This is a genomic window from Pseudomonas zanjanensis, assembly GCF_014268745.2.
GTDB classification, from domain to species: Bacteria; Pseudomonadota; Gammaproteobacteria; order Pseudomonadales; family Pseudomonadaceae; genus Aquipseudomonas; species Aquipseudomonas zanjanensis.
Genome location: NZ_JABWRB020000001.1, coordinates 358,786 through 372,633, shown reverse-complemented (window position 1 = coordinate 372,633; position 13,848 = coordinate 358,786). Strand labels below are relative to the sequence as shown.

The following is a 13,848-nucleotide window of genomic DNA, read 5'->3' as shown; positions in this document are numbered from 1 at the left end:
CAGGCATGTGCCCCAATGCCGATCAGTTAAGCGAAATAAAGCCCGGCAGTAACCCTGTGGCGAGGGAGCTTGCTCCCGCTGGGTCGCGAAGCGGCCCTGTTTTTGGGGCTGCTACGCAGCCCAGCGGGAGCAAGCTCCCTCGCCACGGTTTGTGTGTTTGCCCGTGCTATCCACTTAACTGACAGGCATTAGGCATGTGCCCCGCTCTTGCTCTTGCTCTTGCTCTTGCTCTTGCTCTTGCTCTTGCTCTTGCTCTTGCTCTTGCTCTTGCTCTTGCTCTTGCTCTTGCTCTTGCTCTTGCTCTTGCTCTTGCTCTTGCTCTTGCTCTTGCTCTTGCTCTTGCTCTTGCTCTTGCTCTTGCTTTGGATCTTGATCTTGATCTGAGCGCCCCGTTAACCACGATGGCCGAACGCAGGCATTGCGCAGTGGGCAACCCGGCATGGATGCCGGGTTAGCCGCGCTGGGCCATGGATGGCCCTTCGCGGCGGCCCACGGAGCAATGCCGGAGTGAGGGCATGCCGAGCCCTAGCGAGGCACCGAGTGGTGGGGCAAGCCTTTTTTGCTTACTTTTTTTGGCGTTTGAAAAAAAGTGAGCCGCCGTAAGGGCGGAACCGCCAGTGGCCGTTACCTAAGAAACGGATATACACCCAAAACCCAGCCCCAGCCCCAGCCCCCCAGCCTCAAGGACTGTAATACCCCACCGCCACCAGAAAATGCCCAACCTTCTTCAGATAAGCATGCTTGTCCTCAACCTTCCCGGTCACCGGATTCTTCCAGCGATACTCATACTCCCCCACATCCTGCTTGCCGATCATGGCCAGGATCGGCTCCCCCACTGGTTTGCCATCCGGGTCCTTGACCTTGGCAAAGTCGGTGTTGATCAAACGCAGATTGGTGCCATGCCCCACATAGCGCCGGGTATCGAGGTCGACGACAAAGACATACAAATCATCCTGCAGATACCCGCCCTTTAGAGCGTTGACTGCCGTCAGCGTGGCTTTCTCGTTTTTCAGCAGGTCACTCGAGGCCTTGTCCAGCAGTGCCCGGGCCTGTTCGGCTGAAGCACGCGGCAAGTAATAACCGACGGCCAGGATTCGCTCACCAACACGCTGGAAATACACATGCTTGCGCTCGACCTTGCCGTCCGCCCAGTTCTGCCAACGGTACTCGGCTTGCTGAATGCCACTGGCCTCGGGAGTTTTCAAGGCGTCCTTGAAGGCTTTGCGCAAATCCGGCCCCAGCACTTCGGACACGTCCCGTCCGATCAACGCCGAGGAAGGTCCGCCGCTGGCAAGCATCACACCCTGGGTATCGACCACGAACACATAGCGATCCTTGTCGACAAATTCCCCTTGGCGGCTGAAGGCGGCAAAGGCTTTGTCGCCATTGTCATGGTAATAGGCCAAGGCCTTCTCCAGCAGCGCCCGGGCCGCGTGGCCATCGTCCGCAGTGGCCGCCTGGGCCATCCCCAGCATGAGCATTGCGCCCAGCCAGGCCATCCTGTGAAAAAAACCCATGCGTGCGCCCCTCGTTCTTGTTGGTGTTTCAAGAGCGTAGACGGCGTGGGGAAGTAGGAGCTGACGAGTGCAACGAGGCTGCGATCTTTTCCCAGACAATTGAGTCTTGAGCGAAAGATCAAAAGATCGCAGCCTTCGGCAGCTCCTACAGGGATAGGCGCTAGCCGAACATCAGGCTTATTGAGCCCGAGCGCTGAGTTGCTGCTGCAAATGCTGGATCTGCGCTTGCAAGGTATTGATGTTACGGGTGACCTGCCCGCGGAAGGCGTCGAACTCGGCGGTGTTGCCGTTATCCTGCTGGCTCTTGAGCACGATCACGTCCTGCTCCAGGCGCTCGATGGCAGAGTTGGAGGTGGCTCTTTTCAGGGCGGTGATGTCGGCACCGATGCTCTTGAGCTGGGCATCCAGGGCACCACCCTCGCCTTGATTCTTCAAGGCGGTCACTTCAGCGGCCAGCGCCTTGACCTGGGCTTGGAGCTCCTTGTTGGAAGCTTGCAGTTGAGTGTTGGTGTTCTGCTGGTCAGAAGCCTGGGCAATGAGCTGGGCAAGTTCCTTGTCCAGGTCGGCGGACGGACCGAACGTGGCTTGTTGCTGCCGGTACTGCTCCTGCAGCTTGCCGTCGAATTGCCGGGCCTGCTCCTGCAGCTTGTTGTCCAACTGTTTGATCTGCAATTTCAAGGCTTCACTGTCACTCATGACATTGGACTGCCCGGCGACCACCTTGCCGGAAATGTCCTGCAAGCGCCCCGCCGCATCTTCACTGATCCGGGCGAAGCTTTCCTGAGTCGCCACCAATTGCTGCTCCATCAGGGAAATCTGCTGGAAGCTCCACCAGGCCAGGAAACCGAACGCACACAGCAGCGCGCCGACCAATGCCCACAGCGGCCCGGTGCTGGGCCCCTTGACCTTGACTTTCGCCGCGGCGGCCGGCGCCGGGCGCGCTTGCACGTGGGGCGACTGGCGGTTGGGCAGGAAATCATCGTCATCGGGAATGTCGGCCCGCATCCGCAGGCTCGGTACATCATCGAAGTCGTCGTTGGCATCGTTACGCATGGGCATGGTTCGACCTTTGGGAAACCGGTAATGGCTTGATGCGGCGAGTATAACCCCGTCGCCCGCCGCACCGATTGACCCCGAACCGGGCACTCGGTTCATGGCGGGCCGATCAGCGGGTGTTTTGGACCGTCCACCAGGCGCAAAATTCATCGAGCGCCGTCCACAAGCTGACCTGCGGATCGTAATCGAGATAATGCCGGGCCCGGCTGATGTCCAGGGTGAAATTTTTGTTCATGACCTGCATGCCCAGGCGCGACAGCGTCGGTTCGGGGCGGCCTGGCCAGAGCTTGCAGACCCCTTCATTCAGGGCCGCGACGCTGTAAGCCAAGCCGTAGGAACGATAACGTCGGACCTGTGGGACTTCCATCTGGCGCATCACATAATTGACCACATCCCACAATGGGACCGGTGCGCCGTTGCTGATGTTGTAGGCCTTGCCCAAGGCGGAATCGGTAGCCAGCAGACTGCTGAGCAACGCTTCGTTAAGGTTCTGCACGCTGGTGAAATCCACCTTGTTCAAGCCGTTGCCGACAATGGCCAGGCGCCCCTTGCGCTGCATTTTCAACAGGCGCGGAAAAATACTCATATCACCGGCACCCGTCACGAAACGCGGGCGCAGGGCCAGCACTTCGAGGCCGAACTCCTGGGCGCCGAAGACTTTCTGCTCGGCCAGGTACTTGGTGGCGGCATAAGGATGCTTGAAGCGCTTGGGCACCTGTTCTTCGGTCAACCCGAGGTGGTCACGGCCATCAAAGTAAATGGACGGCGAGGACAGATGAACCAGGCGACGCACCTTCTGCTTGAGGCAGGCCTCGACGACATTTTCCGTGACCTGAACGTTACCCTGGTGGAAATCCTGGTAGCGGCCCCACAGCCCAACGGAACCGGCGCAATGCACCACGGCCTCGACATCCAGGCACAGGTCGCGGGCCAGCAGCGGGTCGCTCAAGTCCCCTTGGACGAATTGCGCACCGCGCCGCACCAGGTGCTCCACACTCTCGGCCCGGCGACCGGTGACCCGCACATCCAGGCCCTGCTCCAGGGCGAAACGCGCAAAGCGCCCGCCAATGAAGCCGCTCGCGCCGGTGACCAAAATCTTCATGAATGCTCCTAAAATCAGTTTCCAGCTGCAAGCGACAAGCTTCAAGCACTGCGCGCTCAACGTACTGCTTGCAGCGTGCTGCTTGCCGCTGCGATCAGTCGCTCGGTCAATAAGCCGAGCAACTGCCCACCATTGCGCCAATGATGCCAGTACAGCGGCACATCGATCGGTTTATCTGCCAACAATTCCACCAGCACGCCTCGTTCCAGCTGTTCGCGCACTTGCAGCTCCGGCACCAGCCCCCAGCCCAGTCCCGCTTCAGCGAGACGGATGAAACCTTCGGACGAGGGGCACAGATGATGCTCGAAACCGCCCTCCACGCCCACGGACGCGAGGTAGCGGTGTTGCAGGAAATCATCCGGACCAAACACCAAGGCTGGCGTACGGGCCAGTTGATCGGCTCGCACGCCGCCGGGAAAATGCCGGGCGATGAAGGCCGGGCTGGCCAACGCCCGGTAACGCATCGCCCCCAGCAATACACTGCGGGCGCCCGCCACCGGGCGTTCGCTGGCGCAGACACAGGCCGCCACTTCACCGGCGCGCATGCGCTTGAGGCCAACGGTCTGGTCCTCCACCACCAAGTCGAGCAACAGGTGTTGGTCGGCGCAGAAATCGCCCACGGCAGCGGCCCACCAGGTCGCCAAACTGTCGGCGTTCAAGGCGATGCGCAGACGCTCCGGCAGGCCCTCTTCATCCAGCGCCGGCACCAGGCTTTGCAGGTCACGCTCGAGCAGCCGCACCTGTTGCACATGGTTGAGCAGCCGACGGCCGATTTCCGTCGGCACCGGCGGCGTGGCCCGCACCAGGACGGGCTGGCCGGCACGCGCCTCCAGCAACTTGATTCGTTGGGAAATGGCCGACTGCGACAAACCCAGCACCTGGGCTGCACGCTCGAAACCGGCCTGCTCGACCACGGCGGCCAGGGCAGAGAGCAATTTGTAGTCGAACATCAGTAATCCTAATGGGCAATCAGCAATATTGGTTTTTCTTATACAGCCCTTCCCGGGAAAATGACCAGCAACAGCAACTGACCGGGGATAAAAAAAGATGTGGCAAAGCTATGTGAACGGGCTCGTGGTGGCCCTCGGGCTGATCATGGCCATCGGCGCCCAGAATGCGTTCGTATTGGCCCAGAGCCTACGCCGCGAGCATCACTTGCCGGTAGCGGCGCTGTGCATCACCTGCGATGCCCTGTTGGTCGCCGCCGGGGTTTTCGGCCTGGCGACCTTGCTGGCCCAGAGTCCGTTGCTGCTGTCGATTGCCCGCTGGGGCGGTGCGGCGTTCCTGCTCTGGTACGCCAGCCTGGCCTTGCGCCGGGCCTGCTCGAAGCAGAGCCTGCAGCAAAGTGAGAACCACGCCGTACGCTCGCTGCGGGCGGTGTTGCTCAGCGCGCTGGCGGTGACGCTGCTCAACCCCCACGTCTACCTCGACACGGTGCTGCTGATCGGTTCCCTTGGCGCCCAGCAGAGCGTTCCCGGTGCCTACGTGATAGGGGCGGCCAGTGCCTCGCTGCTATGGTTCCTCACCCTGGCCATCGGCGCGGCATGGCTGGCACCGTGGTTGGCCCGCCCAAGCACTTGGCGGATCCTGGACCTCTTGGTCGCGGTGATGATGTTTACCGTGGCGATGCAATTGATCGTCACCGGCTGATTATTCCAAACCGCTCTGGAACCTCTATTCCACACAGTTGTTGCGTGGTTATGCCGCACCCCCGGTGCTATGATCCGACTCCTGCGCCGCAAAGAGTACAAACTCCCCGGCGCTAGTCTGGCCGCCCGTGATCGGCCTTGCGCTCACCGCAACCTGACCTGATTAGGAGAATCACCATGGCTTTCGAATTGCCGCCGCTGCCCTATCCACACGATGCACTGCAGCCGCACATCTCCAAAGAGACTCTGGAATACCACCACGACAAGCACCACAACACCTATGTCGTGAACCTGAACAACCTGGTGCCTGGCACCGAGTTCGAAGGCAAGACCCTGGAAGAAATCGTCAAGACTTCCTCGGGCGGTATCTTCAACAACGCCGCTCAGGTCTGGAACCATACTTTCTACTGGAACTGCCTGGCGCCCAACGCCGGCGGTCAACCAACCGGCGCGCTGGCTGAAGCCATCAATGCAGCCTTCGGTTCGTTCGACAAGTTCAAGGAAGAGTTCAGCAAGACGTCCATCGGCACCTTCGGTTCCGGTTGGGGCTGGCTGGTGAAAAAGGCTGACGGTTCCCTGGCCCTGGCCAGCACCATCGGCGCCGGCAACCCACTGACCAACGGCGACACCCCGCTGTTGACCTGCGACGTGTGGGAACACGCCTACTACATCGACTACCGCAACGTTCGTCCGAAATACGTCGAAGCGTTCTGGAACCTGGTCAACTGGAAATTCGTCGCCGAGCAGTTCGAAGGTAAAGCCTTCACTGCCTAAGCTCGATGCCAGCCCAAAGAAACCCGGCGCCATGCCGGGTTTTCTTTGCACGGCGAAAAATGATCGCGGACTAGAGACCTCGCGTCTGGAAAGCAAGAAAAAATCCCGGCGGGCCTCAAGTTGCGGTGCCTTTCAACCGACACAATGGTCGTAGAGCAATCACTCTGGAAAAAACGTATACCGGTCAGGTTTCAAGCGAAAACCCTTGTGTTTGATTGTCCCTTTGACTGACATCACAGGATTGCCAATACTCATGGCAACTTGACGCTACCCGCACGGAACAAGGAACCACTCTTTGAAGCTGGAACTCAAGAACAGCTTGTCTGTGAAGTTGCTCCGGGTCGTGCTCCTCTCGGCATTGATCGTTGGTGTGGTCTTGAGCTGCGCCCAGATCGTGTTCGATGCCTACAAAACCAACCAGGCCGTCGCCACTGACGCCCAACGTATCCTCGACATGTTCCGCGACCCTTCGACCCAGGCCGTCTACAGCCTGGACCGGGAAATGGGCATGCAGGTGATCGAGGGCCTGTTCCAGGACGAAGCCGTACGCATGGCGTCCATCGGCCATCCCCGCGAAACCATGCTCGCCGAAAAAGCCCGGCCCTTGAAGCACTCCGACAGCCGCTGGCTGACCGACCTGATCCTGGGCAAAGAGCGCACCTTCACCACGCAACTGGTGGGACGCGGCCCCTACAGCGAATATTACGGCGACCTGAGCATCACCCTCGACACCGCCACCTACGGCGAGGGCTTCATCGTAAGTTCGGTGATCATCTTTATCTCCGGGATGCTGCGGGCCCTGGCCATGGGCTTGGTGCTGTACCTGGTCTATCACTGGCTGCTGACCAAGCCGTTGTCGCGGATCATCGAGCACCTGACCGAAATCAACCCCGATCGTCCCAGCGCGCACAAGATCCCGCAGTTGCGCGGCCACGAGCAAAACGAACTGGGCCTGTGGATCAACACGGCCAACCAACTGCTCGAATCCATCGAACGCAACACGCACCTGCGCCACGAAGCGGAAAACAGCCTGCTGCGCATGGCCCAGTACGACTTTCTCACCGGCCTGCCCAACCGCCAGCAACTGCAACAGCAACTGGACAAGATCCTGGTGGACGCCGGGCGCCTGCAACGTCGGGTGGCGGTGCTGTGTGTGGGGCTGGATGACTTCAAGGGCATCAACGAGCAGTTCAGCTATCAGACCGGCGACCAGTTGCTGCTGGCCCTGGCGGATCGGCTGCGGGCCCACAGCGGCCGGCTCGGCGCGCTGGCGCGTTTGGGGGGTGACCAGTTCGCCCTGGTCCAAGCCGACATCGAGCAGCCCTACGAGGCCGCCGAGCTGGCCCAGAGCATCCTCGATGACCTGGAAGCGCCGTTCGCCATCGATGATCAGCAGATCCGCCTGCGGGCCACTATCGGCATCACCCTCTTCCCCGAAGACGGTGACAGCACCGAGAAACTGTTGCAGAAAGCCGAGCAGACCATGACCCTGGCCAAGAGCCGCTCGCGCAATCGCTACCAGTTCTACATCGCCAGCGTCGACAGCGAGATGCGCCGCCGTCGCGAACTGGAGAAAGACCTGCGCGAGGCCCTTGCCCGCGAGCAGTTCAGCCTGGTGTACCAACCGCAGATCAGCTACCGCGACCTGCGGATAGTAGGCACCGAAGCCTTGATTCGCTGGCACCATCCCGAGCACGGCCTGGTGCCGCCGGACTTGTTCATTCCCCTGGCCGAACAGAACGGCACCATCATCGCCATCGGCGAATGGGTGCTGGACCAGGCGTGCAGGCAATTGCGCGAATGGCACGACCAGGGTTTCCTCGACCTGCGCATGGCGGTCAACCTGTCGACGGTGCAACTGCACCACGCCGAGCTGCCGCGGGTGGTAAACAATCTCCTACAGATGTACCGGCTGCCGCCGCGCAGCCTGGAACTGGAAGTCACCGAGACCGGCCTGATGGAAGACATCACCACCGCGGCCCAGCACTTGCTGAGCCTGCGCCGCTCCGGGGCGCTGATTGCCATCGATGACTTCGGCACCGGCTATTCGTCCCTGAGCTACCTCAAGAGCCTGCCGCTGGACAAGATCAAGATCGACAAGAGCTTCGTCCAGGACCTGCTCGACGACGAGGACGACGCGACCATCGTCCGGGCCATCATCCAGTTGGGCAAGAGCCTGGGGATGCAGGTCATTGCCGAGGGCGTCGAGACGGTGGAGCAGGAAGCCTACATCATCGCCGAGGGCTGCCACGAAGGTCAGGGGTACTACTACAGCAAACCGCTGCCGGCGCGGGAGTTGGGCATTTACCTGAAGCAGGCCGAGCGCAGCAAGGTTTCCATAATCTGACTCTCCCCAGCGCCAAGCCTTCGTAGGAGCTGGCGAAGCCTGCGATCGTTGGTTTGTTCGCTTGGAATTCAAGCGCCAGGGGAAAGATCGCAGCCTCGCTTCGCTCGGCAACTCCTACAGACGCCTCCTACAGGGGGTGATTCTCATCATTAAACAAGAAATATTTACAACCATAACCCTTTACACATAATGCAAATCTTTCGCATTATGTCGCAGTTTTTGCGCACCCTCGCGCCTGTCCCATCCATCACCGAAGCAGGATGTTCGCCATGATTCGTATGCCCCTGGCTACCGCCAGTCTGCTGGCCATCGCTATTTCCCTCGCCGGTTGCGGCGAAGGCAAAGACAAGGCCGCCGCGCCGCAAGCGCCAACGCCGGCCGCCAGCACTGCGGCACCGGTCGCCCCTGCTGCCGCTGGCAAAATCGACGAAGCCGCCGGCAAGGCTGTTGTCGCGCACTACGCCGACATCGTCTACGCCGTCTACAGCGATGCCGAATCCACGGCGAAAACCCTGCAAACCGCCGTCGACGCGTTCCTGGCCAAGCCGAACGCCGAGACCCTGAAAGCCACCAAGGCTGCCTGGGTCGCCGCACGCGTACCGTACCTGCAAAGCGAAGTGTTCCGCTTCGGCAACACCATCATCGACGACTGGGAAGGCCAATTGAACGCCTGGCCCCTGGACGAAGGCCTGATCGACTACGTCGACAAGTCCTACGAACACGCCTTGGGCAACCCGGGCGCCACCGCCAACATCATCGCCAACACCGAAGTCCAGGTTGGCGAAGACAAGGTCGACGTCAAAGACATCACCCCGGAAAAACTCGCCAGCCTGAACGAGCTGGGCGGTTCCGAGGCCAACGTCGCCACCGGCTACCACGCCATCGAATTCCTGCTGTGGGGCCAAGACCTCAACGGTACCGGTCCGGGCGCTGGCAATCGCCCAGCTTCGGATTACCTGGAAGGCGCCGGCGCCACCGGCGGCCACAACGACCGTCGTCGTGCCTACCTCAAGTCCGTGACCCAACTGCTGGTCAACGACCTGCAGGAAATGGTCGGTAACTGGAAGCCGAACGTGGCCGACAACTACCGCGCCACCCTGGAAGCCGAGCCGGCCGAGAGCGGCCTGCGCAAGATGCTGTTCGGCATGGGCAGCCTGTCCCTGGGTGAACTGGCGGGCGAGCGCATGAAGGTGTCCCTGGAAGCCAACTCGCCTGAAGACGAGCAGGATTGCTTCAGCGACAACACCCACAACTCGCACTTCTACGATGCCAAGGGTGTGCGTAACGTGTACCTGGGCGAATACACCCGCGTCGACGGCAGCAAGCTGACCGGCGCCAGCCTGTCGTCGCTGGTCGCCAAGGCCGACCCGGCCGCGGACACCGCGCTCAAGGCCGAGCTGGCCGACACCGAGGCCAAGATCCAGGTCATGGTCGATCACGCCAACAAGGGTGAGCACTACGACCAACTGATCGCCGCCGGCAACACCGCTGGCAACCAGATCGTCCGCGACGCCATCGCCGCCCTGGTCAAGCAGACCGGTTCGATCGAACAGGCCGCGGGCAAACTGGGCATCAGCGACCTGAACCCGGACAGCGCTGATCACGAGTTCTGATCAACGCCGGCTGGCTGAAACGGATTAACGCAGCCAGCCAAACCACTAAACCTGTGGGAGCGGGCTCGCTCCCACAGTGGTTTCCGGTGTTTCGAAGATGTGCGATCAGTCATCACTTCCCTTGTGGGAGCGGGCTTGCTCGCGAAGACGGTGGGTCAATCAACAACTGTCTTGACTGCGCCGACGTTTTCGCGAGCAAGCCCGCTCCCACAGGAATTTCGTTGTTCTTGTGGTTCATCACTGCAACCCGGCGAGCCTGGCTTCAATGAACCGCCGTTCCGGCAGTTGCTGCGTCAGTTCAAGCGCACGTCGGTAGGCGGCCCGCGCCTCCTCCACCTGCCCTAACTGCCGACAGAACTCCGCCCGTGCCGAATGGGCCAGGTGATAGTCCGTCAAATCGCCCCTGGCGAGTATTCCGTCAACCAGGCGCAGCCCTTCCTGGGGCCCGTCGCGCTTGGCCAGGGCGGCGGCTCGGTTGAGTTCGATCACCGGCGACGGCACGGCCCGCAGCAGCACATCATAGAGCCCGACGATCTGCGGCCAATCGGTCTCCTCGGCCGTCGGCGCTTCGGCATGCACCGCCGCTATCGCCGCTTGCAAGCAGTACGGCCCGAACCGCCGGGTTTTCAGCGCGGCTTCCACCAACGCGCAGCCCTCGGCGATCAGCTCGGCATCCCACAAGGATCGGGACTGTTCATCCAGCAGGACCAGCTCACCGGTCGACGACGTTCGCGCCGGTCGCCGGGATTCGTGCAGCAGCATCAACGCCAGCAGCCCCATGACCTCGGCCTCGGGCAGCAACTCCATCAGCAGACGCCCGAGGCGGATGGCTTCGCGCGTCAGGTCTTCGCGGGTCAGCTCGGCGCCCATCGACGCCGAGTACCCTTCGTTGAACACCAGGTAGATCACCCGCAGCACGCTGTCCAGACGCTCCGGCAGCTCCGCCCGGGACGGCACCTGGTAGGGGATCCTGGCATCGCGGATTTTCGCCTTGGCCCGCACGATGCGCTGGGCAATGGCCGCCGGGGCGGCGAGGAATGCCCGGGCGATCTGCTCGGTGGTCAGGTCGCAGACTTCCCGCAGCGTCAGGGGCACCTGGGCATCCGCCGCCAGGGCTGGGTGGCAGCAGGTAAAAATCAGCCGCAGGCGATCGTCTTCCACGTCTTCGTCACTCCACTGGCCCTGTTCCAGTTCCTCGAGTTGGGCGATCAACATCGGTTGGGACGCGGCGAAACGCGCCCGTCGGCGCAAACTGTCGATGGCCTTGAAACGCCCGGCAGACACCAGCCAGGCCCGTGGATTGTCCGGCACGCCGTCGCGCTGCCAGCGCTCGACCGCAATGAAAAAGGCCTCGTGCAAGGCCTCTTCCGCCAGGTCGAAGTCCCCCAGCAGGCGAATCAGCGTCGCCAGGATCCGTCGCGAGTCTTGCCGATACACCTGCTCGACCCGCGCCTTGACCGTTTCGGCCGACATCAGTCGGGCATGCCTCGGATAACCAGCGCTTCAAGCCGGTCCAGGCTCTCGCCCCACCCTTCATGGAAGCCCATGGCTTCGTGCGCCTGGCGATCCTCCTCGCTCCAGTGCAGCGCACGGGCGGTGTAACGGGTTTGGGATAACGCATGAGAGGCCGTTGTGTGGTTCATGAATGAAATCCTGTTTGTGCTTGTTGTTCAGGGGTTCAGTTGGCGTACCGGTCGTACTTCGACGCAGCCGACCCGGGCCGCCGGAATATTGCCGGCGACCTGGATGGCTTCGTTGAGGTCCTTGGCGTCGATCAAATAGAAGCCCGCCAGTTGCTCCTTGGTTTCGGCGAACGGGCCGTCGGTGATCGACAGCTTGCCGCCGCGCATGCGCACCGTCGTGGCGGTCTGTACCGACTCCAGGGCCTCGGCGGCCACCATGCGCCCGCTGCCCTGGATCGACTCGGCATAGGCCATGCACTCGGCGTCCTCCGGGCTGTCGGGCGAATTGTGCAGCGTGTGTTCGTTGCTATACACCAGGCATAGGTACTTCATGGAAGGCTCCGTGATCGGACTGATCAACTATGGACGGCAGAATGACTCTCGGCAAAAAAACCGACGATCAGGGTTGCAGGTCGAACAGCGCCGTCCCGGCCATCGGGTCGAACGGGGCGGACCAATGTTCATGGACGATCCGCCATTGTCCGGCAACACGCTGATAGCAGGCCGTCACGCGCATCCAGCAGGCTTGCTCCTCACCCTTTTCGTTGGTGCCGCCGCAATAGGCGAGCCAGTGGGCGAAGGCGATGTTATCGGCCGGGGTAATCTTGACCTGATGAAAGTCGAACTTGTGCGGGCCGGGGCACATTTCCATGCAGGCTTGCCAATGGGCCCGGTAAGCGGCCTTGCCCTTGAACTGCAAGGCCTGGATGGCATCGAACGAGACAATGTCCTCGTCATAGAGCGCCATGACCTTTTCAACGTCCTTGGTCATCACGGCCTGGCGATAGGTGTCGATCAGGGCCTGGATCTGGGTTTCAGTGGTTTGGGTATTCATGGTGATTCTCCGCAGTTTTTTTGTTGAAGACACCCTTGGTCGTTTGGAGAAACAGCGAATCGACAATCCAACAAAAATAATCCAAAGAAAAAAATTCGCTAGAATCCACGTCTCATTTAGCCGGCAAACAATGGATGTTTTTGTGACCGTTCAGCTCGTCCCCTACGAAGACCTGACCCCGCGTCAACGCGAACAGGTCACCGCCATCGAAATCCACCCCGGACAGATCAAGTTCGCCGGCGATATCCACGGCGCCCTGCATACGCTGCTGTCCAAACCCGGCCCCGGGGTCAAAGGCTTTGCGCTATTGGCGCAGGAGGTGCCGGTGGCCTTCCTGCTGCTCAAGCGCCCACCGGTACTGCCCGCCTGGGCCAACGAACACAGCGCCACCCTGCATGCCCTGCAAGTCGACCACCGGGCCCAGGGCCAAGGTTATGGCAAGGCCTGCCTGCAGGCGCTGCCCGCCGTGGCGCGCGCCGCCTGGCCGGAGATCCGCGGGCTGGAGCTCTCGGTGGACGCCGACAACGACTCGGCCATCGGCCTGTACACCCGGATGGGCTGGGTCGACAGTGGCGAAGCCTACAAGGGCCGCATCGGTTATGAGCGGCGGATGGGGTTGATGTTTTGAAGACCTTGGCCCATAGACTCAGGATGAATGGATGATGGTGACGTCGATTGAACAGTTGGAAGCCCTGTATGGCTTGCCTCACGAACGGGCAGTGCGTAAACAGATCCCGTTTCTGAACGAGGATTATCAGGCGATGGTCCGGGCCTCGCCGCTGGTGGTCATCGGTTCCGCAGGCCCCGACGGCCTCGATAGCTCGCCCCGGGGCGACGTGCCAGGTTTTGTGCAGATCCTCGACGAGCGGACCCTGGCCCTGCCGGATCGTCCCGGCAACAACCGCATCGACACGCTGCGCAACGTTTTGCACGTTCCACGGGTATCGCTGCTGTTCCTCATTCCAGGCATTGGCGAGACCTTGCGGGTCAACGGCACCGCCCGGATCAGCGCCGAACCGGCACTGCTGGAACGCTTTGCGGTCAACGGCAAGCCGGCTCGCACCGTGCTGCTGGTGACGGTCGAAGCGGCGTTTTTCCATTGTGCCAAAGCCATCGTGCGTTCAGATCTGTGGAACCCGGCCCGCCATCTCGAGCGCTCAGCCCTGCCCAGCGCCGGGGCGATCCACAAGCGTTTGAATGATGGGCAGTTCGATGCCGAGACTTACGACCGTGAAGCGCCTGCGCGGGTGCAGGCCAGTTTGTACTGAAGCCG

Annotated in this window: 14 protein-coding genes and 1 pseudogene; 7 read left to right on the top strand and 8 right to left on the bottom strand. The window is 61.5% G+C overall.

The annotated features are described in order from the left end of the window. The first annotated feature begins 194 nt into the window (after window positions 1–194). A complete protein-coding gene (locus tag HU715_RS01780) occupies window positions 195–455 on the top strand; it encodes a hypothetical protein (RefSeq protein ID WP_217884304.1) in 261 nt (86 codons plus the stop codon). Between the two features lie 225 nt (window positions 456–680). Here the strand turns inward: HU715_RS01780 and HU715_RS01775 are convergent, their stop codons facing one another. From HU715_RS01775 to HU715_RS01760, 4 genes are all read right to left on the bottom strand, one after another. After that, on the bottom strand, window positions 681–1,517 hold the full coding sequence (locus tag HU715_RS01775; protein WP_186709157.1) for a cache domain-containing protein: 837 nt from the start codon (window positions 1,515–1,517) through the stop codon (window positions 681–683). 177 nt (window positions 1,518–1,694) lie between these two features. Continuing rightward, complete coding sequence (locus HU715_RS01770; protein WP_186709159.1) at window positions 1,695–2,576, bottom strand: ATPase; 882 nt, start codon at window positions 2,574–2,576, stop codon at window positions 1,695–1,697. Window positions 2,577–2,682: 106 nt separating this feature from the next. Further along, on the bottom strand, window positions 2,683–3,675 hold the full coding sequence (locus HU715_RS01765) for an NAD-dependent epimerase/dehydratase family protein (RefSeq protein ID WP_186709161.1): 993 nt from the start codon (window positions 3,673–3,675) through the stop codon (window positions 2,683–2,685). Between the two features lie 56 nt (window positions 3,676–3,731). Continuing rightward, window positions 3,732–4,625 (bottom strand): LysR family transcriptional regulator ArgP, encoded by an 894-nt coding sequence (locus HU715_RS01760; protein ID WP_186709163.1) that lies wholly within the window; start codon window positions 4,623–4,625, stop codon window positions 3,732–3,734. A 97-nt stretch (window positions 4,626–4,722) separates the two neighbouring features. On the opposite strand from HU715_RS01760, the gene HU715_RS01755 reads away from it, so the two are divergent. The 4 genes from HU715_RS01755 (at window position 4,723) to HU715_RS01740 (ending at window position 10,058) form a co-directional block, all read left to right on the top strand. Then, a complete protein-coding gene (locus HU715_RS01755; protein WP_186709165.1) occupies window positions 4,723–5,325 on the top strand; it encodes a LysE/ArgO family amino acid transporter in 603 nt (200 codons plus the stop codon). 176 nt (window positions 5,326–5,501) lie between these two features. Further along, window positions 5,502–6,098 (top strand): superoxide dismutase, encoded by a 597-nt coding sequence (locus tag HU715_RS01750; protein ID WP_122566812.1) that lies wholly within the window; start codon window positions 5,502–5,504, stop codon window positions 6,096–6,098. Between the two features lie 295 nt (window positions 6,099–6,393). Continuing rightward, the gene (locus HU715_RS01745) at window positions 6,394–8,445 is read left to right on the top strand and encodes a putative bifunctional diguanylate cyclase/phosphodiesterase (RefSeq protein ID WP_186709167.1); all 2,052 of its coding nucleotides are present in this window, start codon (window positions 6,394–6,396) and stop codon (window positions 8,443–8,445) included. A 269-nt stretch (window positions 8,446–8,714) separates the two neighbouring features. Beyond that, entirely contained in the window at window positions 8,715–10,058 is a 1,344-nt protein-coding gene (locus HU715_RS01740) for an imelysin family protein (protein WP_186709169.1), read from the top strand. Between the two features lie 237 nt (window positions 10,059–10,295). Here the strand turns inward: HU715_RS01740 and HU715_RS01735 are convergent, their stop codons facing one another. The 4 genes and pseudogenes from HU715_RS01735 to HU715_RS01720 all read right to left on the bottom strand — a co-directional run bounded on the left by HU715_RS01735 (window position 10,296) and on the right by HU715_RS01720 (window position 12,575). Further along, window positions 10,296–11,531 (bottom strand): RNA polymerase sigma factor, encoded by a 1,236-nt coding sequence (locus HU715_RS01735; RefSeq protein WP_186709171.1) that lies wholly within the window; start codon window positions 11,529–11,531, stop codon window positions 10,296–10,298. Further along, window positions 11,531–11,668, bottom strand: a pseudogene (locus tag HU715_RS01730) (SRPBCC domain-containing protein); the annotation flags it as partial. The gene HU715_RS01735 and the pseudogene HU715_RS01730, both read right to left, overlap by 1 nt. Window positions 11,669–11,728: 60 nt before the next feature. Next, window positions 11,729–12,073, bottom strand: a complete 345-nt coding sequence (locus HU715_RS01725; RefSeq protein ID WP_186709173.1) for a YciI family protein — start codon at window positions 12,071–12,073, stop codon at window positions 11,729–11,731. A 67-nt stretch (window positions 12,074–12,140) separates the two neighbouring features. After that, the gene (locus HU715_RS01720; RefSeq protein ID WP_186709181.1) at window positions 12,141–12,575 is read right to left on the bottom strand and encodes a YybH family protein; all 435 of its coding nucleotides are present in this window, start codon (window positions 12,573–12,575) and stop codon (window positions 12,141–12,143) included. 142 nt (window positions 12,576–12,717) lie between these two features. On the opposite strand from HU715_RS01720, the gene HU715_RS01715 reads away from it, so the two are divergent. Then, window positions 12,718–13,203 carry a GNAT family N-acetyltransferase gene (locus HU715_RS01715; protein ID WP_186709182.1) on the top strand — a complete coding sequence of 162 codons (486 nt, stop codon included), beginning with the start codon at window positions 12,718–12,720 and terminating at the stop codon, window positions 13,201–13,203. 34 nt (window positions 13,204–13,237) lie between these two features. Then, a complete protein-coding gene (locus tag HU715_RS01710; protein ID WP_186709243.1) occupies window positions 13,238–13,843 on the top strand; it encodes a pyridoxamine 5'-phosphate oxidase family protein in 606 nt (201 codons plus the stop codon). Window positions 13,844–13,848 lie beyond the last annotated feature (5 nt).